General features: G+C 63.8%; 19 protein-coding genes. 10 read left to right on the top strand and 9 right to left on the bottom strand.

The window, feature by feature from the left end:
• Position 1: 1 nt before the first annotated feature.
• The 5 genes from U0023_RS11885 to hmgA form a co-directional block, all read right to left on the bottom strand.
• The gene (locus U0023_RS11885; protein WP_009491511.1) at positions 2–925 is read right to left on the bottom strand and encodes a branched-chain amino acid ABC transporter permease; all 924 of its coding nucleotides are present in this window, start codon (positions 923–925) and stop codon (positions 2–4) included.
• Positions 926–1,085: 160 nt separating this feature from the next.
• Complete coding sequence (locus tag U0023_RS11880) at positions 1,086–2,276, bottom strand: ABC transporter substrate-binding protein (RefSeq protein ID WP_009491512.1); 1,191 nt, start codon at positions 2,274–2,276, stop codon at positions 1,086–1,088.
• Positions 2,277–3,460: 1,184 nt separating this feature from the next.
• Positions 3,461–4,096, bottom strand: coding sequence for a maleylacetoacetate isomerase (maiA, locus tag U0023_RS11875; RefSeq protein ID WP_009492709.1), 636 nt, complete (start codon positions 4,094–4,096; stop codon positions 3,461–3,463).
• Positions 4,097–4,105: 9 nt separating this feature from the next.
• Positions 4,106–5,413: a fumarylacetoacetase gene (gene fahA / locus U0023_RS11870; protein ID WP_040639435.1), complete on the bottom strand. Its 1,308-nt coding sequence runs from the start codon at positions 5,411–5,413 to the stop codon at positions 4,106–4,108.
• Positions 5,414–5,421: 8 nt separating this feature from the next.
• The gene (hmgA, locus tag U0023_RS11865; protein ID WP_009492713.1) at positions 5,422–6,780 is read right to left on the bottom strand and encodes a homogentisate 1,2-dioxygenase; all 1,359 of its coding nucleotides are present in this window, start codon (positions 6,778–6,780) and stop codon (positions 5,422–5,424) included.
• A 59-nt stretch (positions 6,781–6,839) separates the two neighbouring features.
• On the opposite strand from hmgA, the gene U0023_RS11860 reads away from it, so the two are divergent.
• A complete protein-coding gene (locus tag U0023_RS11860) occupies positions 6,840–7,274 on the top strand; it encodes a MarR family winged helix-turn-helix transcriptional regulator (RefSeq protein WP_009492715.1) in 435 nt (144 codons plus the stop codon).
• A 55-nt stretch (positions 7,275–7,329) separates the two neighbouring features.
• On the opposite strand, the gene U0023_RS11855 is transcribed toward U0023_RS11860, so the two are convergent.
• A complete protein-coding gene (locus U0023_RS11855; protein ID WP_009492717.1) occupies positions 7,330–8,187 on the bottom strand; it encodes a transporter substrate-binding domain-containing protein in 858 nt (285 codons plus the stop codon).
• Between the two features lie 88 nt (positions 8,188–8,275).
• Positions 8,276–9,703: a M20 family metallopeptidase gene (locus tag U0023_RS11850; protein WP_009492719.1), complete on the bottom strand. Its 1,428-nt coding sequence runs from the start codon at positions 9,701–9,703 to the stop codon at positions 8,276–8,278.
• 204 nt (positions 9,704–9,907) lie between these two features.
• Between U0023_RS11850 and U0023_RS11845 the strand changes: the two genes are divergently transcribed.
• Complete coding sequence (locus U0023_RS11845; RefSeq protein WP_009492721.1) at positions 9,908–10,555, top strand: GntR family transcriptional regulator; 648 nt, start codon at positions 9,908–9,910, stop codon at positions 10,553–10,555.
• A gap of 104 nt (positions 10,556–10,659) precedes the next feature.
• Here the strand turns inward: U0023_RS11845 and U0023_RS11840 are convergent, their stop codons facing one another.
• Together U0023_RS11840 and U0023_RS11835 are read right to left on the bottom strand one after the other, a co-directional pair.
• Positions 10,660–11,397, bottom strand: a complete 738-nt coding sequence (locus tag U0023_RS11840) for a hypothetical protein (protein ID WP_009492723.1) — start codon at positions 11,395–11,397, stop codon at positions 10,660–10,662.
• Between the two features lie 117 nt (positions 11,398–11,514).
• Positions 11,515–12,129 (bottom strand): winged helix DNA-binding protein, encoded by a 615-nt coding sequence (locus U0023_RS11835; RefSeq protein ID WP_009492725.1) that lies wholly within the window; start codon positions 12,127–12,129, stop codon positions 11,515–11,517.
• Positions 12,130–12,397: 268 nt separating this feature from the next.
• Here U0023_RS11835 and U0023_RS11830 point away from each other — a divergent pair, with 268 nt between their 5' ends.
• The 8 genes from U0023_RS11830 to U0023_RS11795 all read left to right on the top strand — a co-directional run bounded on the left by U0023_RS11830 (position 12,398) and on the right by U0023_RS11795 (position 24,024).
• Positions 12,398–14,119 (top strand): type I secretion system permease/ATPase, encoded by a 1,722-nt coding sequence (locus tag U0023_RS11830; protein WP_009492727.1) that lies wholly within the window; start codon positions 12,398–12,400, stop codon positions 14,117–14,119.
• Complete coding sequence (locus U0023_RS11825; protein WP_009492729.1) at positions 14,116–15,504, top strand: HlyD family type I secretion periplasmic adaptor subunit; 1,389 nt, start codon at positions 14,116–14,118, stop codon at positions 15,502–15,504. The genes U0023_RS11830 and U0023_RS11825 overlap by 4 nt, the downstream gene beginning before the upstream one ends.
• Before the next feature lie 351 nt (positions 15,505–15,855).
• A complete protein-coding gene (locus U0023_RS11820) occupies positions 15,856–16,596 on the top strand; it encodes a calcium-binding protein (protein ID WP_009492731.1) in 741 nt (246 codons plus the stop codon).
• A gap of 76 nt (positions 16,597–16,672) precedes the next feature.
• Positions 16,673–18,907, top strand: a complete 2,235-nt coding sequence (locus tag U0023_RS11815; protein WP_009492733.1) for a glycosyltransferase — start codon at positions 16,673–16,675, stop codon at positions 18,905–18,907.
• Positions 18,904–19,731, top strand: coding sequence for a class I SAM-dependent methyltransferase (locus U0023_RS11810; RefSeq protein WP_009492735.1), 828 nt, complete (start codon positions 18,904–18,906; stop codon positions 19,729–19,731). Before U0023_RS11815 ends, U0023_RS11810 begins: the two co-directional genes overlap by 4 nt.
• 5 nt (positions 19,732–19,736) lie before the next feature.
• Positions 19,737–21,023 (top strand): glycosyltransferase family 4 protein, encoded by a 1,287-nt coding sequence (locus U0023_RS11805; protein ID WP_009492737.1) that lies wholly within the window; start codon positions 19,737–19,739, stop codon positions 21,021–21,023.
• On the top strand, positions 21,020–21,781 hold the full coding sequence (locus U0023_RS11800; protein WP_009492739.1) for a hypothetical protein: 762 nt from the start codon (positions 21,020–21,022) through the stop codon (positions 21,779–21,781). Before U0023_RS11805 ends, U0023_RS11800 begins: the two co-directional genes overlap by 4 nt.
• A gap of 83 nt (positions 21,782–21,864) precedes the next feature.
• Positions 21,865–24,024 carry a glycosyltransferase family 2 protein gene (locus U0023_RS11795; RefSeq protein WP_040639439.1) on the top strand — a complete coding sequence of 720 codons (2,160 nt, stop codon included), beginning with the start codon at positions 21,865–21,867 and terminating at the stop codon, positions 24,022–24,024.
• The last annotated feature ends 6 nt before the right edge of the window (positions 24,025–24,030 follow it).

The raw sequence follows: 24,030 nt of genomic DNA, 5'->3' as shown, positions 1-24,030 counted from the left end.
CTTAAACCTTGTCGACGGCGGCCCGGCCGAAGAGGCCTGTCGGGCGGAATGCCAGAACCAGGATGATCAGGCCGAACACGACGATCTCGCGCCATTGCGCCTGCCACAGGCCGACCCCGGATTCCAGGACGCCCAGGATGAAGCCGCCATAGATGCAGCCGCGCGGGTTGTTCAAACCACCGATGATGGCGCCGGAGAAAGCCTTGAGGGCAAATCCCATGCCCATGAAAAGCGACGCCGAGGCAATCGGCGCGATCAGCACGCCGGCCACGCCCGCAAGACCGCTCGACAGGGCGAACGCGCCGATCATGACCAGGTTGACATTGATGCCCATGAGGCTTGCGGTCTGCGGCGAATGCGCGACGGCCATCATGGCCTTGCCGATGCGGGTGCGGCGCATGACGAGATCGAGCGCGATCATGATCAGGATGGCGCAGGCGAGCACGAGCAGCTCCTGCGGACGGACACCGGCTCCGGCGATGCGCAGCACGTCGTCGCCCAGGGGAGACGGCACCATGACGGGCGCGGGTCCCCAGATGGCGAGGCCGATGCTCTGCAGGATCACGCCGAACCCGATGGTGCTCATCACCCAGTTCATGCCGCCCTTGCCGGCGAAAGGACGGACGGCGAGGACGAAGATGAGGATGCCCATGACGCCTGCCACCACGCCGGCGCCCACGACCGCCGCTGGATAGCGCCAAGCCGCGGCAGCTTCACTGGGGACGGCCGTTGCCGTTCCGGCGAGACCGGACAGGAGCAGGAGCATCGTCACGCCGATGAAGGCGCCGAACGAGATGAACTCGCCCTGGGCGAAGTTGAGCGTCTTCGTGGTGGTGAAGGTGATGCTGAAGCCGAGGGCGATCAGGGCATAGACCCCTCCAACGGCGAGGCCGCTCAGGAGAGTCTGGAGATATACGTCCAGCATGGCGCGTTCCAACGGTGCAAGATATCAGACCCGCCGAACAGGGCCGGCAGGCCCGGAGCATTGTCCGGCGAAGCCAATCCGGTTCGCCGTCACGGAGACGATGCAGCCGATCAGGAGAGATGGCCCCACTCGCGTGGAACCATCTCTCATGGTCGAAGGCTTACTGCGTAAAGTCCGAAGGCTTCAGCGCCTTCACCACATCGTCGCTGTAGGAGACGAGCTTGCCGTCCTTCCAGTGCGTCCAGCGATAGTCGGAAGCGGTCAGCGCCTCGTGCTCGGTCGCGGAGAACGGCTTGTTGTAGGTCTTCATGATGCCTTCGACCGGCGCCTGAAGATTCTCGAGCGCCTCGCGCATCTTCGGCCCTTCGGTGCTGCCCGCCTGCTTGATGGCGGCGGCCGCGATCATCGTCGCGTCGTAGCAATGCGCCGCGAAGCTGAAGGCGCTCTTGGAGGTCAGCTTGGGACCAAGGCGGTCGTAGAGCTGCTGCTGCTTCGGCGTCCGGTCCTCGGTGATCGTGCGCATGAAGATCGGCTTCTCGGCGAGGGTCTTTCCGGCCGTGTCGTAGAAGCTCGCATTGTCGGACGACCAGGAGGTCAGCGTCACGGGGAAGTAGTTGATCTTCTCCATGCTGCGCACGAGCTGGCCGATGGGCGTGCCCTGCGCCCAGACGAGCACCGTATCGACGCCGGCGGCCTTCAGCTTGTTGAGCTGCGAGGTCATGTCGGTGTCGTTGACGCCGAATTTCTCGGTCGCGACCGGCTTCAGCCCCTTGGCGTCTCCGAGTTCCTGAAGATCCTTCAGGCCGCCCTGGCCATAGCCGGTGGTCTCGACGAGGTAGCCGACATTCTTGGTGGAAGGATTGTTCTTCGCGTAGGCGATGAGGCCGGCAACCTGCGCGCGGTCGACCATCGACACGCGGTACATGTAGTTCTCGCCGCCGGCGGCCTTCGTGATGTCCGTCGCCGAGCCGATGCAGCCGATGGACGGATTCTTCTTCTGGTTCGGAATGTGCTTCCAGGCCAGCGCATTGCCGGAATTGGTCGGACCGAGAACCGCAACCACCTTCTCGTTGTCGATCAGGTCGCTCATGTTCTGGATCGACTTGGGCGGCTGCGAGAGATCGTCGCGAACCACGAGCGACAGCTTGCGGCCGAGAATGCCGCCGGCGGCGTTGATGTCTTCGATCGCGGCCTGGATGCCGAGCACGCCGGCCTGTCCGCTCTGGGCGGACGGCGAAGCCGACAGATCGCCGTTGAAGCCGATCTTGATGTCCTGGGCATGGGCGACGGTCGAAAGGGCGAGCGCGCTTCCGAGAAGAGCCGCGTTCAGCGCTGCAGATTTTGGCGTCATGGTGTTCCTTCCCTCAAGGGTGCGATTGCTGCGGGCGCAACGCCGGTCGCGCGCCCCCGCTCAAGGCTTTTTCAGCTCGGCAAGAACCTGCCGGTTGTCGAAAGTCGAACGAAAGGGAGGAGCGGCGCGGAGTTCTTCCCGCGCATGCCGGCCGCGACAGCGCAAGCATCGCCGTTCTCGGCATGAGGACGCTTCTCTCCTACTGCGTTTTCTTGGCCGCTCTTGTGTCAGAGCTTGCTGATAGTCGTAGCTCACAGCGAACGCGTTTGCAATAGACGAATTCCCGACTTTAGTCTCGCCGGTGCGGCTGTAACTCTCCACGTCATCACCGGGCTCGTCCCGGTGATCGCGACAGCCTGAAACGCTGAGCCTGATCGGATCGGGACGGACGGCACACGGCCGGCCATGACGACGTGGTTGTCATTCCCGGCCGGAGCGCAGCGGAGGGGAAGGGAATCCATGGCTCGACGCTTGATCGTGGATCCCCTTCCCTCGCTCCGCTCGTCGGGGATGACACCACCGCACGGCCAGGACCACCCACGACGTCATCACCGGCCTTGTGCCGGTGATCCCGATCCGAATGGCGCCGCGCCTCACCGTATCGGGATGGCCGGCACGAGGCCGGCCATGACAGGGTGGGTGCCTGGTGATGGTTTCCTGTCAAAGAGCAGCACCTTGGGGCCCGCAGCTTGCGCTGCGAGCCTGTCAGGAGATCGAGGGTGGCGTGTCGGGCAGCCCGGCTCGCTTGTGAGTGAGAATGGAAGAGCCGAACTGCTCGTCCCGCACGGTACTTTTAGGCGTTTAGACTTGGACCAGCACAGGGCTGCCAAGGGCCTCCCGTCGCAGGTGTGCGAGACCTGCGGCAGGACCGTTCCCCACCCCACAACTGCGACGCCTCGCGAGCGCGCCCCTCGTCAGGCGGGGATGGGTAACGATATAGCCAAGGTTCATCCCCCTGTCAAGAACAAAGTGAGAACATAACATCACGCTGTCCACACCCGCTCCGGCACGGGTCCCCGGACTTGTTCCGGGGACCCGTGCCGGTGATCCCGATGAACTGAAGCGCCGTGCCTCATCGTATCGGGATGGCGGGGACGAGCCCGGCCATGACGTGGCGTGGCGGGAGCCATGACAGGGTGGGGATCAGAGCCAGAGGACGAGTGGCGGCTTCCGAGACCGGAAAACTACTCCGCATCCGGCTGAGCGGATGGGTGCGCTTTCCGGAAGGCCTCGTGCTCGGCGGCGAGTTTTTCCACCCGAAGGATGCGGGGATAGGATTCCAGAGGCACGTTGAACCGTCGCGCCGCGTAGAGCTGAGGCACCAGATAGACATCCGCCATGCCGGGTTCGGGCCCGAAGCAGAAGCCGTCATCTCCGATCAGCGCTTCGACGGCGGCAAACCCCTGCCCCACCCATGTGGCGATCCAGCCCGTCACGTCCTGCTCTGAGCGCTCGAACTTCTGTCTCAGGTGATTGAGCGGACCGACATTGTGCAGGGGATGGATGTCGCAGCCGATGATCGCGGCAACGGCGCGCACCTTCGCCCGGTGGACGAGGTCGGATGGAAGCAACGCGGGATCCGGATAAGCCTCCTCCAGATATTCCAGGATCGCAGGAGATTGAGTGACGACGTTCTGCGCATCGAGAGCAAGAGCCGGCACGCGGCCTTGCGGATTGATGGCGCGATAGGCGGGTGCGTTCTGCTCGCCTCCGTTACGGACGAGGTGAATGAAGGCCTGCTCGGCCTCGATGTTCTTCAAGGCCAGAGCGATCCGCACGCGATAGGAGGAGGTGGACCTCCAGTAGGTATAGAGCTTCATAGGAATACCTCAGAGCGCAGGCAGGATCACGGCCCGGCACTCGCCGAAGCCGATCGGAGCGCAACCCTCGCGGCGGCCGCGGGCCCGCAGGATCACCTCGTCGCCGTCTTCCAGGAAGCGCCGCTCCTCACCGGAGGCGAGCACGACCGGGTTCTTGCCGCCGAGCGTCGTCTCGAGAATGCTGCCGCAGCTCTCCCGGTCAGGCCCCGAGAGCGTTCCTGTGCCCAGCAGGTCGCCCGGCTGAAGATTGCAGCCGTTGCTGGTGTGGTGCGCGATCATCTGCGCCACGGTCCAGTACATGTGACGCGCATTCGACACGGCGAGCCGGTGCGGCTTCAGGCCCTTGTCCCGCAAGCCCGGCGTGAGGAGCAGGACCTCGAGTTCCAGGTCGAACGCGCCCTCGCGCTGATCGGCCTCGTCGAGCAGGTAAGGCAAGGGCGCAGGGTCGCCCTCCGGTCGCTTCGGCTGAGCGATCCGGAACGGCGCCATCGCTTCCGGCGTGACGATCCAGGTCGAGATGGTGCTGCCGAAGCTCTTGGAGAGAAACGGTCCCAGCGGCTGGTACTCCCAGGCCTGGATGTCGCGAGACGACCAATCGTTCAGGAGGCAATAGCCGCCGACATGGCCGGACGCCTCGGCGATGCCGATCGGCGTGCCGAGGTCGTTGCCGGGCCCGACCCAGACGCCGAGCTCCAGCTCGTAGTCGAGCCGCTGGCTCGGACCGAAACCCGGAACTGCAGCATCCGCAGGCTTCGCCTGACCCCGCGGGCGGCGCACGGGCACGCCGGACGGGCGGATGGACGAGACCCGGCCATGATAGCCGATGGGCACGTATTTATAGTTCGGCAGCAGCGGATTGTCCGGGCGGAACTGCTTGCCGATATTGGTGGCGTGGTGAATGCCGACGTAAAAGTCTGTGTAGTCGCCGATGCGCGCCGGCAGGTGCGATGTGCAGTCGGCGGCATCGTGCAGACACGTCTCCACCTTGCTCTGCTCCGGGCTGCCCTGAGCCAGCAGATCGGACAGCCGCAAGCGCAACGCCTGCCGCGCTCCGGCTCCAAGCGCCAGAAAGGCGTTGAGCGCGGAACCTGACGCGGCCTCCGCCGCCTTGGCGGCCGCGCCTGTGAAGAGACCGGCCGCGAGAGCCTCCGTGAGATCGAGGATCCTGTCGCCGATGGCCACCCCTCCTCGCGGAGCACCGTCGCCGGGACTGAAGACGCCCAGCGGCAGGTTCTGGATCGGGAAGTCCGGATGGCCGTTGGCCGAGGGCACGAAGCTTTGACGCTTCGGGTCATGCGTGTGATCGAGCACAGTCATCGTTCCCATCAGCGCTGGTTCGGGTTGAAGTGCTTCTTCAGCTTATGGCCGTAAGCGCCATAATCCTTCTGCAGCGACTCGGTGCCCGCGGCGAACGCCGTCACCTTCTGCGGGAAGCGGGTCTCGAACATGAAGGCCAAGGTGCCTTCGAGCCGGTGCGGCTTCAGCTCCACGTTGCTCGCCTTCTCGAACGCGTCCATGTCGGGACCGTGCGGCAGCATGGTGTTGTGGAGCGACATGCCGCCCGGCACGAAGCCGCCCCCGGTCTTGGCGTCGTAGACGCCGTAGATCAGCCCCATGAACTCGCTCATCACGTTCATGTGGTACCACGGCGGCCGGAAGGTGTTCTCCGCCACGAGCCAGCGGTCCGGGAAGATCACGAAGTCGATGTTGGCGGTGCCGGGCGTCTCCGACGGCGACGTCAGCACGGTGAAGATCGACGGGTCGGCGTGATCGTAGAGGATCGGGCCCACCGGCGAGTAGCGCCGCAGGTCGTACTTGTACGGCGCGTAGTTGCCGTGCCACGCCACCACGTCGAGAGGCGAGTGATCCATGTCGGCGACCCACAGCGAGCCGCCCCACTTCACGTACATCTTGGAGGGCGCGTCCTTGTCCTCGTAGGCCGCGACGGGCGTGAGGAAATCGCGCGGGTTGGCGAGGCAATTGGCCCCGATGGGCCCGCGCTCTGGGAGCGTGAAGGCGCCGCCGTAATTCTCGCAGAAATATCCCCGTGCCGGCCCGTTCGGGAGCTCGACCCGGATCTTCACGCCACGCGGGATCACGGCGATCTCGCCCGGCTCGATGTCGATGATGCCGAACTCCGTCCACAGGCGCACATCGCCCTGCTGCGGCACGAACAGCATCTCGCCGTCGGCATTGTAGAAGTACTCGTCCACCATGGAGCGGGTGATGAGATAGACATGGGCGCCCATGCCGGCTTGGCTGCCGGCATCGCCCGCCGTGGTGATGGTGCGCACGCCTTCGAGGAACGAGACGCTCTCCTCGGGCAGCGGGATGGGGCTCCAGCGCATGGGCGCGATCGGGATCTCCACCTCGACGGCCGGCGCCGTGCGCCAGAGGCCGATATCGGCCTTCTGGAACTCGCCCCAATGGGTGACCGTCGGGCGGATGCGGTAGAGCCAGGAGCGCTCGTTGGTCGTGCGCGGCGCGGTGAAGGGCGACCCGGAGAGCTGCTCGGCATAGAGGCCGTAGGAGCATTTCTGGGGCGAGTTCCGACCGATGGGGAGCGCCCCGGGCAGAGCCTCGGTCTCGAAGCCGTTGCCGAAACCGGACATGTAGCCGGGCTGGATGGCGCTCTCCAGCCGTTCGGCGGCTTGGCCTTTCAGGGATGGATTCTGGACATTCATGGTCGTGACCTCCACAATTGGTCACAACTGTAACTGTCTATTTTGTAACCAACAACGCCATGGCCAAACTCCAGCTCGAACAATTCCTGCCCTACCGGCTCAACCGGATCGCCTCGGCGGTCTCGCAGGATTTCCGCTCCGTCTACGGCCCCCATCACGACCTGACGATTCCGGAATGGCGGGTGCTGGCAACCCTTGGACAGTTCGAGGAAATGGGCGCCAAGGCCATCGGCCGGCACTCGGCCATGCACAAGACCAAGGTGAGCCGCGCCGTGCGCGCCCTGGAGGAGAGGCGCTGGCTCAAGCGCCGCGAGAGCGAGGAGGACAGACGGGAGGAAATCCTGACCCTCACGGCGCTCGGCCGGAAGGTCTATCTCGATATCATCCCGAAAGCGGTGGCGTTCGAGCGCCGCATCCTGGACGAGCTCGGCCCGGAGGCCAAGCCGCTCCTCAAGGTGCTGGAGCGGCTCGAACGCATTTTCGGCGCAGACTGAAGGGAGCCGGTGCCGGAACCGCTCGGGGTTCCGGCACCGGAATCTTGGAGAGGTCTCAGCGCGGCGTGACGTCGAAGCCGAAATACTTCATCGAGAGCTTCTCGATCGTCCCGTCGGCCTTCGCTTCGGTGATGGCCTTGTCGAACAGGGCCTTCAGCTCCGGATCGCTCTTGCGCAGGCCGACCGAGCTTCCGCGTCCGAGCATGCCGCCCTGGAATCGCGGCCCGACCAGCGTCATCTCCTCGTTGCCGACCTTCGCGGCAGCGCCCGACAGGTAGGCCGTCGATGCCATGATGAGATCGATGCGCCCGGCCGTCAGATCGAGATCGTGCTGCTCCGTGGTCTTGTATTCCCGGATCTCCGCCGTGCCCTTCAGATACTTGTCGAGGAAGTTAGCGGCGATCGAGGAGCCCTGCACGCCGATGGTCTTGCCCTTCAGGACCGGCTTCAGCTCCTCGATGGCCGCCGCGGCGCCCGCCTCATTGGTGGCCAGGGAGAAGATCTTGCCGTTCAGGGGCATGGTTGCGAGAGGGCTCGACTTCAGGACCGCGAATGTCTGGCCGGTCGTGCCGTAGGCCTGGGTGAAGGCCATCACCTCCTCGCGCTTGGCCGTGGCCGACATGCCGGCCATGATCGCATCGAACTTGCCTGCGTTCAGCGCCGGGATGATGCCGTCGAAGGACTGCGCCTCGATGGTGCACTCGACCTTCATGCGCTTGCAGAGATCCTTGTAGAGATCGATCTCGAAGCCATCGAGCGTCCCGTCCGGCTTGGTGAAGTTCCACGGCGCGAAGGCGCCTTCCGTCGCAATGCGGACCTTCGTCCAGGTCTTCTCCTGCGCCATCGCGCCCGTCCCAAGCGCGAGCGTTGCGCCCGTGAGCGCGAGTGCCAAAATCTTGCCGATGGTCTTCATGGATGTCCCTCTTTCGATACTGGGCGGGCGTTTCGCGCCCGCATGTGTGGTGATTGGAAGAATGATAGGCGCCACGTCATGCCCGGGCTCAACTCTCCCTCGCCATGACGGGCGGATCGACGTCGTCCGGGATCGGGTTGACGAAGGGCGTCCCCTCGAGCCGCTCGCGGAAATCGGCCTTGGCAGCGTCGATCAAGGCGGGGTCGAGAAGGAGATCGACCGCCGTGCCGGCCATCACCTTCGCGGCATGCTCCATGCCCTTGTGGGCGGCCGGCGCCTTGCCCTGCGCCACGAGCTGCCAGGAATGTCCGGGCGTGCCGACGGCATAGGTGGCGCCGCGCATCTGAACGGTCGGCACCACCCAGCTGACGGTTCCGACATCGGTGGACCCCACGAGCGTTCCATCCCCGCTCTCAGGCGGAAAGATCGTATCGCACAAAGGGACGCCCATGCGCGGCTTCAGGCCGAAGCGCGCGAAGGACGACTTGATGTCCTCGACGGAGAGCGTCTTCTGGATCTCGGCCGCGAAGGCCCTGTCCTGCTCGTCGAAGACGGGCGGCCCGAGCCGCTCCAGGTTCTGGTGCATCAACTGCTCCAGCGGTGTGTTGCCGACCAGGTTAGCGTCGCCGCTGACGATCTCGCTGCGAACGGACGTCTCCGTCATCAGCGCTGCTCCCTCGGCGATCTTCTTCACCCGATGGAGCAATCCCTGCATTTCAGGCAGGTCGCGCGCGCGGATCAGATAGCGCACCGTCGCCTTGGCCTGCACCACGTTCGGTGCGATTCCACCCGTGTCGGTGACGGCATAATGAATGCGCGCGGTGCTCGGCATATGCTCGCGCATATAATTGACGCCGACATTCATGAGCTCGACCGCATCCAGCGCGCTTCGGCCCAGATGGGGCGAGGCCGCCGCGTGGGAGGCCCGTCCGCTGAAATGGAAGTTGATCTCGTTGCAGGCCAGCGAAATCGGGTTGTTGACGCCGGCGAAAGGTGCGGGATGCCAGGAAATGGCGATGTCGACGTCGTCGAAGACCCCCGCCCGCACCATGAAGCCCTTGGCCGATCCGCCTTCCTCGGCCGGGCAGCCGTAATAGCGGACGCGTCCCTTGACGCCATGAGCCTCCAGGTAATCCTTCACGGCCGTCGCGGCCATGAGCGAGCCGCTGCCGAGCAGGTTATGGCCGCAGCCATGACCGTTGCCGCCTGCGACAAGCGGCTTCTGCTCGGCCACTCCCGCAACCTGGCTCAGTCCCGGCAGGGCGTCGTACTCGCCCAGGATGGCGATGACCGGTCCGCCCTCACCCGCCTCGCCCATGACGGCGGTCGGGATGCCGGCGACGTCGCGGGTGATCCGAAAACCCTGCTGCTCAAGGACCGCGACGTGTTCGGCACAAGAGCGGTGTTCCTCGAAATTGAGCTCGGGCATGTCCCAGACCCGATCGCTGAGGTCATAGAAGACCTGCCGCTTGGCCTCGACCAGCTCCCAGATCTCCGAGGCATTTTTTCCCGACACGCTCCGCCCTTTCCTTGCGCCTTCCTGCAGCCCCTTTCCGGAGGGCTCGCCGTCAGGCTCCTTGAATGCGCACCAAAATTGGTACCAATATGATGCACGCCTACGGAAGCGACGCAAGAGGAAGCTTGGCGAATGATTTTGCGGTTGCGGTGCTTTCTGCCTAAAGGAAGAGCAGCGCCATCCCGCAGGAGGTGACGACATTACATGACCGCGACGGATTCTCCCTTGAAGAAGCCCTGGATGAATGTCGCCGATCTGATCGCGCGGGACGTGCGATCCGGCTCCTTCGCTCCAGGCACGTGGCTGAAGCAGATCGACCTCGAGCATCGCTACGGGTCCGGCCGCTCCGACATCCGTCGCGCGCTCGACTATCTCGCGCAGAAGCGGCTGGTGCAGCACGTGCCCAATCGCGGCTATCATGTCGTCCTGCCCGACAGCGATCAGACGGCCCATATTCTCGAGCTCCGGGTCATTCTCGAGACGGCCGCCGTCGACAGCATCGTGGCCAATGCGACACCCGCAGCCGTCGCGCGGATTCAGGCTCTCGCCCGCAGCTTCGACGAGATGATCCTCCACGGCACCGTCCTGGAGCAATACGAAGCGAACCTCGCCTTTCATCGGGAACTTCTCGGTTTGTGCTCCAACCCGGAACTATCCTCTCTCGTGACGGATCTGAGGAGCAGGACGTCGTCCGCATTGGCCGGTCAATGGAGCACGCGGGCGCGCGTCGAGCAGTCGAGCCGCGAACATCATGCCATGGTCGAGGCTCTCGATGCCCGGGACGCGCAGCGGCTCAGGGACCTTATCGCCCTGCACATCCGCCAGCCCAAACATTCGGCTCCTGGCATGTAGAAGCGAGGACCGGCCGTTTTTGGCGTTTCTCATCTTTCACGCAAACGAAACATCGGGCGCGAGGACGAACCCGCGTCCGATGCCTGAGCGAATCGATGACGGCATCACACGCCGGCAACGACCGGCCGAATGTTCCGGCCTTCGACGAAGGCTTCGAGCGCCGCTCCGAGTCTCCCGACGTCCTTGAGGTAGGGAAACGTGTTGTGGCCTGTTTCCAGCTCGATCACATCGGTTTGCGGAAAACGGCCCAATCGGCTTGCCGCCTCCATGTCGAAGGCATTCTGCCTGCCCACCAGGATCGTGATGGAACTCGACGCATTGGCGGACAGGACAGGCGTCAGGTCTCCACATTCGACCCGCGTCTCTTTCAGATGCCGGACGCTCAGACTGCCCGGCAAGTTCAGGATATATTCCGGCGCAGAAGCCAGGATGCGGTCGGCCCCGATAGCGACACCTATTCCTAAGGCCGGGAAGGCCCCCATCGAATGCCCCAGGCACAGGATTTCGTGGTCGGCGAAGTCCGCTTTCACATCCCGAAGGAATGCGATGAGACCAGAATAGGAGGAGGCAACGCCGGGAACGCCCGTCTGATACCACTCGTTCCGGCCGGGATTCAGGAAAAGCTTCTTGCAATCGACATGACGCAGAAAACTCGAGTGCGACCGCGTCCCAAGTTTCTGGTCGATATAGGCAAACACAATCAAAAGCGTCTTACGGTCGGAATTCGGTTCGAAAATAACATGGCCCGAATTTTGAATGAAAATTGATTCAATTCCGATCAACTCTTGCAACATTCCAGGATCGATCCTCTGCAATACCCATCGTCCGTTGCCTGCATCCATCCCGTTCCTCGCGCCCGAGCTCCGCCTTCGGCCTGTCGTCGACGGAAGAGCCATCCTTCGAGCGGCCATCGGAACGTCCTGCATCAATCCCGATGAGGTGGATGCGGCAAGACCGGATCACTCATCCGAGCCCATGTCGCGATAGCGGACGGCATTGCTCCATGTCTGCTCGATGCGCTTCAGCGTCCGGAATGTCGTCTCCAGGTTGCGCACTTCCGCCTCGTTGCGGGCCATGAGCTGCTGATACGTCTTGTCGTTCTGCCGGATCATGTCGCACAAGGCGCGCCCCTTCTCCGATAGGCGGATGCGGGCGGATCGGCGATCGCGCTCCGAGGCCGTGCGAATGACATACTCGGCCTCGACGAGCCGCTTGAGACTGTAGGACGCATTCGACCCAAGATAGTAGCCGCGCTCGATCAGGTCGCGGACAGACAGCTCGCTCGACCCGATGGTGAACAGCATCATGACCTGGGACGGGCTCAAATCGTCGATCCCGGCCTCGATGAGATCGGCCCGCACGAGATCGAGCGAACGCCGGTGCAACCTCTCGATCACGCGAACGATCTCGATATGGCTGATGACGGCCTGCTCCCCCTGAGGCGCTTCGGATCCTTCAGTCGGACTCGCGGGTGCATCGCCCCTGCGTGTGAGCGCCTGCAGCGCCGTGGGCAACAGAGGATCGGACTCGTCCTGCGCGACGACCCAAGGCAATGAGTTTGATATATTTTGCATATTATACCCCGTTATTGGCCAATTAAATTAGTTCGAAATTCGAACTAATTTAATATTTCTCTTGGCGTCGGACGCTTATACAGGAAGTAAACTCAAACAACCCTGGATAGCGCTTACTGTTGTTTCCTCTGCCAGAGCCTCTTATTGTTAGGCGAATCATACTTTATGGGTAGACGTTCTACCATCGGTGTTTCATAAATCCCTTCGAATATCTTTTAGGCAAAATTGAGTTCTGCCGCATCATTGCCTCTTTTGGAGCCATTCCTGCATGAGCAAAACGGCCAATTCCCAAGCTGCCGATATCCTTCACCAGGGGCGCAAGGCATTTGCCGTCGGCGTGGCCTACGCGGCCGCCCTGAGTGCCGTCATCAACGTGCTTCAGCTGATCGTCCCCCTCTTCATGCTGCAGGTCCATGACCGTGTCGTGAACAGCCAGAGCACGGACACGTTGATCATGCTGATCATCGTCTCCGCCATCGGCCTCGTCATCTACTGCATTCTGGATTACGTGCGCGCCCTCACCTACCAGGTGATGGCGAGCAAGCTGGTCAGAAAACTGAATCTCCCGGTTCTGGAAGCCGCGATCTCCGCCTCCGTGACGAAGGGCATCTCCAAGTCCGGGCAATCGATCCGCGACCTCAACGACATTCGCACGTTCATCGTCGGCAGCGCGATCAGCGTCCCGCTGGAAGCCTTCTGGGCTCCCATCTTCCTCGCAGTCCTGTTTGCCCTCCACTGGCTCTATGGCCTGGTGGCCCTGGTCTCGGCCACCATCATCATCTCCTTGAGCCTTCTGTCCGATTTCCTGACGCGCAGGGCCATGAAGCGCGCCAACGAATCGTCGTTGCAGAACATCAGCGAGATCGGCGGCACCCTTCGTCACGCCGAGGCGATCGAGGCCATGGGCATGCTCCCGGCCCTCTCGGAGCGGTGGCGGCATTCCCAACTGCACACGCAGGATCTTCTGGACGTCGTGACCCGCCGGAGCCGCGCCATGGCATCGTTCACCCGCACCTGCCGGTATGCCATGCAGATCGCCGTTCTGTCGGTCGGGGCCATTCTGGTCATCAAGCAGGAGGTCAGCCCGGGCTCGATGGTGGCGTCGAGCATCATCATGGGCCGCATGCTCCTGCCCTTCGATTCGATGGTCGACGGCTGGCGGCAATGGGTGCTCGCCATATCGGCCTGGAAGAACGTGAGCGATCTCATCGAGCACCAGGCTCCCAAGCGCGAGACGAAGCCGACGCCGCGCACGCAGGGCGATCTTACGGTCGACCGGCTGGTCTATGCTCCTCCCGGGTCCGACGTTCCCGTGCTCAAGGGCATCTCGTTCACCCTCGCGCCGGGCGAAGTGCTCGGCATCGTCGGCCCCTCGGCGGCCGGCAAGTCCACTCTCGCCCGCGCGCTGATCGGCGTGACCAAGCCCACGTCGGGCGGGGTCTATCTCGACGGCAACAACGTCTATCTCTGGGAGCGCGGCTCGTTCGGCGACATGGTCGGCTACCTGCCGCAGAGCGTCTCTCTCCTCGACGGGACCATCCGGGACAACATCGCCCGGATGCGCGATTCGGACCCGCGCCTCGTCCTGGAGGCCGCCCGCCTCGCCGACGTCCATGAAATGATCGGCCGCCTGCCGCTCGGATACGACACGCCGTTGGGCGACGGGGGTCTCGCCCTCTCCGGCGGCCAGCGCCAGCGGATCGGCCTAGCGCGGGCCATCTACGGCAAGCCGCGCCTGATCGTGCTCGACGAGCCCAATTCCAATCTCGACACGGACGGCGAGAGGGCTCTCGTGCGCACCATCGAGGCCCTGCGCGCCGACGGCGCCATCATCATCCTGATCGCGCACCGCCCCTCCGTCATGCAGGCCGCCGACAAGCTCATGGTTCTCCAGGAGGGCAGGATCAGCCAGTTCGGTCCGAGAACCTCCGTCGTGAGCACGATCACCCCCGGCGAGAAGCCGATTGCCGCCGTGAAAGGAAGCGCATGAAAAAGCGTTCTGAGATCATGGAACGGAAGCCGTCCATGCCGGCGACCTACGCGACCGTTCATGTCGAAGCGGCCAGAGACCGCCTCCCGCCGCGGGACCCGGGCGAGCCGTCCTATCGCGGGCCGGTGATCGCCGGGCTGGCGACGATCTTCCTCGGTCTCGGCGGTCTCACCACGTGGGCCTTCTCGGCGCATCTCGACAGTGCCGCGATCGCCACCGCCACCGTCGTGGTCGATTCCAAGCGCAAGACCATCAGCCATCTCGAAGGCGGCATCCTGAAGACCCTGCTCGCCCACGAGGGAGAGGTCGTGAAGGCTGGGCAGCCGCTGCTACGCCTCGACGACACGCGGCCGAAGGCCGAGCTCGAGCAGCTGCGTTCCAAGCGGCTCGGCCTTGAGGCGCGGCTCGTGCGGCTGCGCGCCGAACAGGCCGGGCTGAACGACCTCACCTTTCCCGATGCCCTGCTCCAGGCGGGCGGGCCGACGGCCGAGGACATCCTGAACGCCGAACGGAAGTACTTCACGGCGCGGCGCGAGATGTTCGAACGCCGCGTCGACATCCAACGCAAGACCATCGCCCAGCAGGTGGCGGAACTCGAGGCCGTGAGGTCTCAGACCGAGGCGAATACACGACAGGCGGAACTGCTCGATCGGGAGCTCAAGGCGATCGCGGGCCTCGTCGAGAAGGGCTATGCGCCGCGCCCGCGCCTCACGGAAATGCAGACGCGCGAAAGCCAGCTTCAGGGCAATGCCGGCGAATTGCTGTCGCGCAAGGCGAAGGCGGAACAGGCCAAGGCGGCGGCGGAGTTGGAAATCCTTTCGCTCGGCAACGACTTCCAGCAGCAGGTCGCGTCCGACATCCAGACCGCGCAGCTCGAACTCGCCGATACGGTCGGGCGGATCGACGCCGCGACCGACATTCTGCGACGTGTCGAGATCGTGTCTCCGGAGAGGGGCATCGTGACCAACATCCGCTCGCACACCCTGGGCAGCGTCATCGGCGCCGGCCAGCCGATTCTCGACATCGTGCCGGAGAACGAGCCGCTGATCGTCGAGGCCAAGATCGGACTGCGCGACGTCGATTCCGTTCGCGTCGGGGCGCCGGTCCAGATCCGGCTGACAGCCTACAACAGCCGCAGCACGCCACCGCTCGCGGGAAAGCTGACCTATCTGTCGGCCGACCAGCAGATGGACGACCGGAACAACTACGCCTATTTCGTCGCTCGCGCCGAGATCGCGCCCGAAAGCCTCAAGGCGAATTCCAAGGTCACCCTCTATCCCGGAATGCCGGCCGAAGTCCTGATCGTCAACCAACCCCGGCGCGCCATCGACTACCTGCTGGCACCGATCACCGAAAGTTTCGACCGCGCATTCCGTGAGGAATGAGCCGAAATCCTCCCGCGCCGTCCGCGCCCACCCGCGCCCACCCGCGCTTCCGGCGCGGGCGGCGTCGCGCACGATAGTTCGAATTTCGAAGCAAATCGAATTCATTCACAAAATACATTCAAACAAATCAAATACAATATTGACTGATATATACTAGTAACTTGTTGCTCATTGAAAATACTACTTTAGGATTTACAAGTACTCCTTATTGTTTTACTTAGTATTCGCCGGGACACTCTCGACACAGTCACCTCCCGGAAATCTCCTTGCGCAAATAGCGCTTCATTTTGGCTCGAACATGCAACCGGGTGCGTCGCGGCTTGCCCGGTGCTGACAACAAGGATGAGAGATATGGCGACTATTGGTGGTGGAGCCTCAAGCGACGTCTTGCACGGCACGCACGGTCCGGACGTAATTTTCGGTAACGGCGGCGACGACCTGATCTTCGGCGGCAACGACAGCGATGCCCTGTCCGGCGGCGCTGGAGCGGACACGATCTTCGGCGGCAACCACGACGACTGGATTTCCGGCGGCGCCAATGACGACGTTCTGTTCGGCGGCAACGGAGCCGACGTGATTCAAGGCGATGCCGGAAACGACATCCTGTTCGGCGGAAACGGCGACGACATTCTGCTCGGCGGCGCCGGCGACGATTATCTGCGCGGCGGCAACGGCAACGACGTCCTTCAGGGCGGCGACGGGAACGACGTTCTCGAAGGCGGTTCCGGTGACGACATCCTGAACGGCGGCGCAGGCGACGACATTCTGCGCGGCGGATCCGGTGACGACATCCTGAATGGTGGCGCAGGCGACGACATCCTCCAGGGTGGCGCCGGTCGCGACACCTTCGTCTTCAGCGGCGGCGGCGGCAACGACGTCATCCTCGACTTCAAGGCCGGTCAGGACATCCTGCAGATCTCCAAGGGGATCAACGGAACCGATATCGCTTCGGCGGAAGATCTCGCCAGCCGCGTTCATCAGGTGGGCCACAACACGATCGTCGATCTCGGCAACGGCGACACGGTCACCCTCGTGAACGTGAACGCCGACGACGTCAACAACAACCCGGGCGACTACTTCTCGGTTCACTGATCTGCCTCTTCGGCAAAGAGCGGATGTCGCGGAGCTTACTGCGGCATCCCACAAGGACAGATGGAGACAGACAGCGATGGCGGAGCTTGCCATGCTCACCTCACCAGCCGACCGTCTCGCTTCCCCACGGGTGGCCTCGCTCGGGCGCGACGCGGTTCTGCTCACCTGGGACCTGCCGCACGCCGAACAGGGCTCGCCCTCCAGCCTCAAGAGCGACGGCGAAGACATCTGGCCTTCCGCGTCGCTGCGTCTTTCCTTGCCGGCCGGCGGAGCACGGCACTTCTGGGTCTTCCACTATCCGGCCGACGACCGGACAAGCCTCGATCTGCGCCTCGACACGGGCAGTTTTGGAACGTCCGTCACCATCGATCACCATCGGACGCTTGCCCCGGCGGATGCCGAGGACATGATCGACGGCATCGACAGCCATGGTCGCGTGGCCCTCGTATCCGCCCTGTTCAACGTATGGGGTCCGATGTTCCGCCTTCGCCGGGACGCAACTTTCATCGAGCTTCTCAGCGACCTTCTCTTGCAGATGGCACCTACGCCCGGACAGGCGGTCGCCATCGCGCAGATCGCCGATGATTTCGTCCTGACACGGACGTCGCTCGTCACGGGCTTCGGCAAGATCGACGCGATCTATACGTTCGGCCGGAACGGTCCGACGCGCATTCATGCCCTTCCCCACAGGATCCGGAGCGGGAAGGATGGACGGGATGTCGTTCATCTTCTGATCGATCGCGCGAAGATCCCCGCCGACGATCCTCTCCTGATTCTGATTGGCCCAGGAGGTCTGTCCGTCCGACGTCTGATCAAGCAGGACGCACGCGTCCCTTCCATCGAGCATTGGTTCCGCGCACAGGGGCATGCGGCTCACAGCCTGCGTGAGCACGTTCTGAAAGAGATCGCCGGACGGTCCGAGGCGGGGCCTGCTTATGCGCTCGAGCTCCAACTGCGGTCTCCCCTGCGCCCTCGCCGATTTGTGAGCAGCCACACGGCTCCTTCGGCCGAGATCGTCTCCGCGCTGGCGACCTCCGCCGGAACCTTGGTGACGGGATGGTATCGCGATCCGGTCAGCCTCTTCGCGGGAATCGAAGTCGACGGCTCCGAGGGAGAACCGCTGGATCTGACGAAGGATCTGTTCACGTTCCCCGTTGAAGTCGCGGGTCCGACGAAAGGAACCCGCCTCGGCGCCACGGGCTTCGCGGTTCTGGCTCCGACAGGCACGGGAGCGGCGCAGAACCTGCAACCGCGTTTTCATCTTCGCCTGAAATCCGGCGCACGTCATTCTCTCGTGCCGCGTCCTCAGCCGGCCGATCCGGCCGAGGCTCGCGCCATGGCCTTGCGGGCGATTCCGCCGCAGCACGTGGATCGATCCGTCCTGAGGCAGGTCCTTCGTCCGGCCATCGCCGATCTTCACGGGCAGGTCCGCAGCCGGATCGGGCACCCCACGATCCGAAGGATCGGTGCCGCTCAACAGCGTCCGAAAGCGTCGGTGATCATTCCGCTTTATCGGAACCTGGAGTTCCTTCGTTTCCAGATCGCCGCGTTCGCAGCCGATCCGTGGCTCCGCGCGAACGCGGAACTCATTTACGTGCTCGACTCCCCGGAACAGGCTCAGGAGGTCGAGCATCTCCTGGGCGGGCTCCATCTCATCTACGGCCTCTCGGTCGTTCTCGTCGTCATGGAGAGAAACGGCGGATATGCGCGCGCCAACAATGTCGGCGTATCGGTTGCTCAGGGCGATGTTCTGGCACTGGTCAATTCCGACATCATCCCGGTTTCTTCCGGATGGCTGGAAGCCATGGCCGCGCGCCTGAACGGCCGCCGCCGTATCGGTGCCGTTGGCCCCAAGCTTCTGTTCGAGGACGGATCGATTCAGCACGCCGGCATGTACTTCTCGCAAGACCATCGCGGCGACTGGCTCAACCAGCATTTTCACAAGGGCATGCCGCGCGACTACGCTCCGGCCTGCGAAGAGCGCATCGTTCCCGCCGTGACCGGCGCCTGTCTCGTCACCACGAGATCCCTGTTCGAATCCGTTGGCGGTTTCACGGAAGATTATGTGGTCGGAGATTACGAAGACAGCGATCTCTGCCTCAAAATAACCATGACGGAGCGCAAGATCGCGTACCTCCCCGACATCGAACTCTACCACCTCGAACGGAGGTCGATGTCTCTCAACGCCGAGTACATGCGCGGGATCGCCTGGCAGTACAATTGCGCTCTCCATACCGAGCGCTGGCGCGATGTCATGATTGCAACAATGCAGAACGGACGTCCTCGCAAAGGAAGGAATGCCGCCATATGAATGCGCAGTTCGATCTCACGAACGCTTCGCGTGCACCGACCCTCGATCCGGATTCCGACGTGATCCTTCGGAACTTGATGGAACAGATCGCGCAGGACGATTCCCTGCCGGCGCCTCCACCGGAGAACGTCTTCGTCGGCGATGGCGATTATCGCGCGATCGGTGTCGAATATCTCGGCCACTTCGTTCGTCTCGGCGGCCTGCGGCCGACCGATTCGGTGCTCGACATCGGATGCGGAATCGGACGAATGGCCGTTCCGCTGACGCAATACCTCGATCCCGATAAAGCCTCGTACGAGGGTGTCGATCCCGTGAATGCCGGAATCGAGTGGTGTGTGCAGAACATCACCGCATCCTACCCGACCTTCCGGTTCTGCCGTGTGGATGTCGCCCACGAATTGTACAACCCTGGCGGAGCGATCGCAGGCCATGAGATTGTACTGCCGTTCACCGATGCGAAGTTCGACTTCGTCACGATGGTATCCGTCGCGACCCATCTGCCCGAAGCGGAGATTTCCGCTTACGCACGAGAGGTCATGCGCCTTCTCAGGCCCGGCGGGCGCCTGTTCCTCACGGCCTTCGTGGTCGCCGCGGGAGATCCGGATCGGCAGAATGCCCGTCCGCGGTTCACCCGGGGAACGAAGCCGGGCACATGGTATGGCGACCCATTGGCGCCGCTCGGCGCCATCGGCTTCGATGCGGGAATCATCGAGAACGTTCTCAAGAAGGCCGGCCTTCAGATCCGCCGCCTGAGCCTCGGCCATTGGCGGGGCATCGACAGCAACCACTACCAGGATGTCATCATCGCCGTGAAGCCGGAGTAGATCACGTGACGACGCGCGTTCTGATTGTTGCCCACAATCATCCGGATTTTCATCCCGGCGGGACGGAAATCCTCGCCCATGATCTCTTCCGTGAGTACCGCTCGCGCCCTGACGTGGAAGCCCTGTTTCTCGCCGCGACGAACAATCTTCATCGCGGTCAAAGGCCGGGAACGAGCTTCCAGTCGCCTGGAGGCGCGCCGGACGAAGTCGTCATGTGGTGCGGGCATTTCGACCAGTTCAACCTGAGCCAGATCGATGCTTACGGTGTCGTGCCTCATCTCGTCAGCCTGCTCGAGGATTTTCGCCCCGACATCGTCCACATCCACCATGTCCTCCTCATGGGCGTTGAGTTCATCGCGCTGGTGCGCCGCATCCTGCCGAGCGCGCGCATCGTCATGACGCTTCATGACTACTTCCCCATCTGCGCCCATGACGGGCTGATGATGCGCACGGCGGGAAAGGAGCGATGCGACCGCGCGACACCCCATCGCTGCAATGGATGCTTCCCGGACATCCCGGCCGACCGGTTTCTCCTTCGAGAGAAATATATCCGGACCCATCTCGACCAGGTTCACCGGTTCATCGCTCCCAGCCGCTTCCTCAAGGATCGTTTCGTGAGCTGGGGCCTGCCATCCGGCTCGATCGAGATCGTGCCGAACGGTCGACCGGCCGTCACGCCGGCCGCTCACCGATCGACCCCTTCGGGCAGGCGATCGGTGTTCGGGTATTTCGGCAATCTCAATCCTTGGAAGGGCGTTCCCGTTCTCCTCAAGGCGGCTCAGCGCCTCATCGCCGACGGTGTCGAGGATTTCGAGCTTCGCCTGCATGGCGGTGCGCCGTTTCAGGCGAAGGAGTTCGTCGAGAAGATCGATGACCTGCTGAGCGAAACGGAGCCTCACGTCGTGCGGCTCGGGCCTTACGGGCGCGAGGATATTCCCGGCCTCATGGCGGCCGTCGACTGGGTGGTGGTGCCGTCGATCTGGTGGGAGAACGCTCCCCTGGTGATCCAGGAGGCCTTCGCCCATCGGCGCCCCGTCATCGCCAGCGGGATCGGTGGAATGGCGGAGGCCGTCCGGGACGGGATCGACGGCCTGCACGTCCGTCCTGACGACCCGTCCCTGCTCGCCCGCACCATGCGACGGGCGATCGAGACACCCGATCTCTGGGAGACGCTGATGGCCGGAATCACGCCGCCGGACGACATGACGACCGTCGCGGATCGTCATCTCTCCCTCTATCGCAGCCTCCTCAAAGGCGCCGACATCATCGAATTGAAGGCGAACGCCGCATGAGCACAGCACAATCGAAGAATGCAGTAGCCGTTCCGGTGGGACCGCAGCTTCAGGGCCGCGTCGATGCCATCGAAGGGCGGCGCCTGTTCGGATGGGTCTGGGATCGCTCCCGCCCGACTGAGCGTCTCCTTGTCCGGATCGCCCTGAACGGAGAGAACCTCGCATCGACCACAGCCGACATGCCGCGCGTCGATCTGCGCCGCAACGGGATCGGCGACGGCGGCTACGCCTTCGAGATCGAGCTGCCGGACGGCGCCGGACAGGGCACGGCCGACCTCTCGGTGGTGGCCATCTCCCCGTCGACCGGCGAGGAACTCGTTCTGCAGGCTCCGAGCCAGGACGAGCGCGCCGCCGAGGCGGCGATCAACGCGCCGCTGAACCGGGTGTTCGATCGGCTCGAACTGCTCATCGAGGCGCAGCGACGGTCGCAGATCCTGCAGCGCGAGGCCGTCGAGAGCCTCCGGGGAACGTCGACGCAGATCAACGAGATCGTCGCCGAAGAGAACGGGATCGCGGCAGCCCTCGACACCGTCCGGGTCAATCAAGCCGACCTCGCCAAGAAGATCTCCGACATCGAGGTCTTTCATATGCGCTTCGACAGGATCCTGGCGGATTTCGGAAAGCAGATCGATGACCTCGGATCCTCGGTCGATCGCCCGATGCGAAGAGCCGTCGCGCTTCTGATGGCGTTCGGTGGAATCTCCGCCGTGAGTGCCATCGCGGCGCTGGTCGTCCTCCTGCGTCATCCCCCCTGGTAATCCGATCCCTCGAAGCGCGAGCGGACACGGCCCTCGAACGGAAATTCAGGTCTCCCATGCAGTACAATACGCAACAGGTGGAAATGCGCGAACTGCCACTCGACGGCGAGAGCGCCCTCGTCACTCCGATCGGCGACGACCTTGCGCTGATCGCCGGCGTGGCCGACGCCATGACCGATCAGGTCGAGACGCTGCTCAACGGCGATCCCTCCATGTCGATGAAGGCCGATACCATCTGCTGGCCCCGCAAGGATGCGTCTGCGGATGCCGCGACAGGTTTCGTCGCCATCGTGCCGATCCGCCTCGCCGCCAAGGTCCGCCTGCGCTCCGTAGTGATGCGGCGCAGCGGGCCGCCGATCCGCTACACCCTGATCAAGCCGGCGGTCCCGCTGGCCACGTTGATCCGGATCGTCTCCGCCGACGCGGGTGATCGCTCGTCGAACGTCATCGACCGCATCGCTCAGGCCCTGATCGGCGGCAAGACCAGTCAGAAGCGCCTGGAAGCCGCCGTTTCGGTGCTCGGCGCCGCCGGTCCGACGGACGGCTGGATCGAGGTCATCGGCTCGATCGATACGGGACAGGTGTTCCTTCAGGGCTGGGCCACCGACCTGCCTTGCGACAAGGTGCGCGTCCTTGCCGCCCACGAGGGGCTCATCGCCGGCGAGTTCAAGTCGGCGTCCGTCCCTCGCAGCGATCTCGGCGAGCAAGGCAAGGGCTTCGTGGGCCTGCTCGACACGGGAGCATCCGCGATCGATCCCGGCACGCTCAAGACTTTGTTCTTCCGTGGACGGGACGGGTGGCGGAGCCTCGAAGTCTACGAGCGCCGCGTTCTCCTGTCCCCGACCGACGTTCCCGCGCATATCCGGGACGGCCTGGTCAGGGCGAATGCAAATCCGGACACGATGCTGACTCTCCGGCGGGCCGGCGAACGGTTCGACGGCCGGGACACCGTGTCGGATCTCAAGGTTCCGGTCCGCATCGGCATGGACATGGTCGCCGAGATTCCGGGCGGCGGCATTCTGGTGGCCGGCTGGATGCTCGATCCGGAAGGCCACGTGGATTCCCTCACGCTGCGCACAGGCGCGACCCAGCAGCGGATCGACGAGACCTGGACCCGCCTTCCGCGCTCCGACGTCTCATCCGCGTTCCAGCACAACAGCCTCTTCGCCGGACGTCTCGATCCAGCCCGCAACGATCACGGCTTCCTGGCCTTCATTCCCGGTCCGCCGGCGGCCTCGGACGGACCCGTCTATTTCGAGATGGCCGTTGGCGACAACGTCGCGTTCTACCCTCTCACGCCTCTTCGCGGCATGTCGCGCCGATCGCTCGAGCGGCTCATCTCGCCTCTCGATCCACGGACGGCGGCGGCAGGCGCCGCGATCGAGCGTCATATCGGCCCCATGATGCAGGCCATGGCCGCGCCCGCGCCGGCGGTCACGGAAATCCGCGACTTCGATTTCGACGATTCCGAAGCCGGACGGGCGCTGGTGATCGGAGCCGGAATCGATGTCGAGGAAGCGGCCGTGACGTTGTCCCTTCTCGCGCTCGATGCCGAGACGAAGGAGATGCCGATCATCGTCGCGGCTCCCCTGGAAGCTTTCGACAGCATTGCCCCGGAAGCGGAACGGCTCTCCCGTTTCTACGGCATCAAGGTCCGGGTGATCGGCGCAACGGGCGTGCAGGATGCCTGCGACGCATTCGAGGCTGCCATCCAGGCGACGAAGGCGGAAACGCTGATCTTTCTGGCCGCTGGCGTCCTGCCTCGGCAGGCAGGATGGATCTCGTCGCTGGAACGCGCCTATCGCAACCGCGGCGGCAAGGCGCTGATCAGCCCCACGATCCTCTACGAGGACAATTCCATTCGCTTCGCGGGAACCTGGCTCGACCAGGAGGAGCAGAAACTCGTCGACCGCTATATCGGCTACCCGCGCGACGTGGTGCGCGGATCGCAGCCGACGGAGGTCATCGCCGGATCGCTCTCGTGCTGCATCGTCTCCCGCGAATCCATCGCGTCGGTCGGCGGATTCACGCGCTCCTATCTGGGCGCCGGAGAGAAGGGGCGCGATCTCTGCCTCAAGATGAGGCTCGGAGGGACGCCCGCTGTCTGGCTCCCGGATGTCGAGATGATCTCGGCCGACAACGATGTCGGCCCCTCGACCTTCCCGGCGCACCGCCTGGCGCAGAAAGTCGATCGCTGGAGCTTCGACCGCAAGTGGTCGCTCCTCATCAACAACATGAGGTAGTCAAAG

The sequence above is a fragment of the Microvirga lotononidis genome, assembly GCF_034627025.1.
Lineage (GTDB): Bacteria > Pseudomonadota > Alphaproteobacteria > Rhizobiales > Beijerinckiaceae > Microvirga > Microvirga lotononidis.
This window is presented reverse-complemented; position numbering and strand designations above follow the sequence as displayed.

Excerpts from the sequence above, each read along its gene's own strand:
- U0023_RS11885 (WP_009491511.1), bottom strand. The coding sequence starts at position 925 with ATGCTGGACGTATATCTCCAGACTCTCCTGAGCGGCCTCGCCGTTGGA.
- U0023_RS11880 (WP_009491512.1), bottom strand. The coding sequence starts at position 2,276 with ATGACGCCAAAATCTGCAGCGCTGAACGCGGCTCTTCTCGGAAGCGCG.
- maiA (WP_009492709.1), bottom strand. The coding sequence starts at position 4,096 with ATGAAGCTCTATACCTACTGGAGGTCCACCTCCTCCTATCGCGTGCGG.
- fahA (WP_040639435.1), bottom strand. The coding sequence starts at position 5,413 with ATGACTGTGCTCGATCACACGCATGACCCGAAGCGTCAAAGCTTCGTG.
- hmgA (WP_009492713.1), bottom strand. The coding sequence starts at position 6,780 with ATGAATGTCCAGAATCCATCCCTGAAAGGCCAAGCCGCCGAACGGCTG.
- U0023_RS11860 (WP_009492715.1), top strand. The coding sequence starts at position 6,840 with ATGGCCAAACTCCAGCTCGAACAATTCCTGCCCTACCGGCTCAACCGG.
- U0023_RS11855 (WP_009492717.1), bottom strand. The coding sequence starts at position 8,187 with ATGAAGACCATCGGCAAGATTTTGGCACTCGCGCTCACGGGCGCAACG.
- U0023_RS11845 (WP_009492721.1), top strand. The coding sequence starts at position 9,908 with ATGACCGCGACGGATTCTCCCTTGAAGAAGCCCTGGATGAATGTCGCC.
- U0023_RS11840 (WP_009492723.1), bottom strand. The coding sequence starts at position 11,397 with ATGGATGCAGGCAACGGACGATGGGTATTGCAGAGGATCGATCCTGGA.
- U0023_RS11835 (WP_009492725.1), bottom strand. The coding sequence starts at position 12,129 with ATGCAAAATATATCAAACTCATTGCCTTGGGTCGTCGCGCAGGACGAG.
- U0023_RS11830 (WP_009492727.1), top strand. The coding sequence starts at position 12,398 with ATGAGCAAAACGGCCAATTCCCAAGCTGCCGATATCCTTCACCAGGGG.
- U0023_RS11825 (WP_009492729.1), top strand. The coding sequence starts at position 14,116 with ATGAAAAAGCGTTCTGAGATCATGGAACGGAAGCCGTCCATGCCGGCG.
- U0023_RS11820 (WP_009492731.1), top strand. The coding sequence starts at position 15,856 with ATGGCGACTATTGGTGGTGGAGCCTCAAGCGACGTCTTGCACGGCACG.
- U0023_RS11815 (WP_009492733.1), top strand. The coding sequence starts at position 16,673 with ATGGCGGAGCTTGCCATGCTCACCTCACCAGCCGACCGTCTCGCTTCC.
- U0023_RS11810 (WP_009492735.1), top strand. The coding sequence starts at position 18,904 with ATGAATGCGCAGTTCGATCTCACGAACGCTTCGCGTGCACCGACCCTC.
- U0023_RS11800 (WP_009492739.1), top strand. The coding sequence starts at position 21,020 with ATGAGCACAGCACAATCGAAGAATGCAGTAGCCGTTCCGGTGGGACCG.
- U0023_RS11795 (WP_040639439.1), top strand. The coding sequence starts at position 21,865 with ATGCGCGAACTGCCACTCGACGGCGAGAGCGCCCTCGTCACTCCGATC.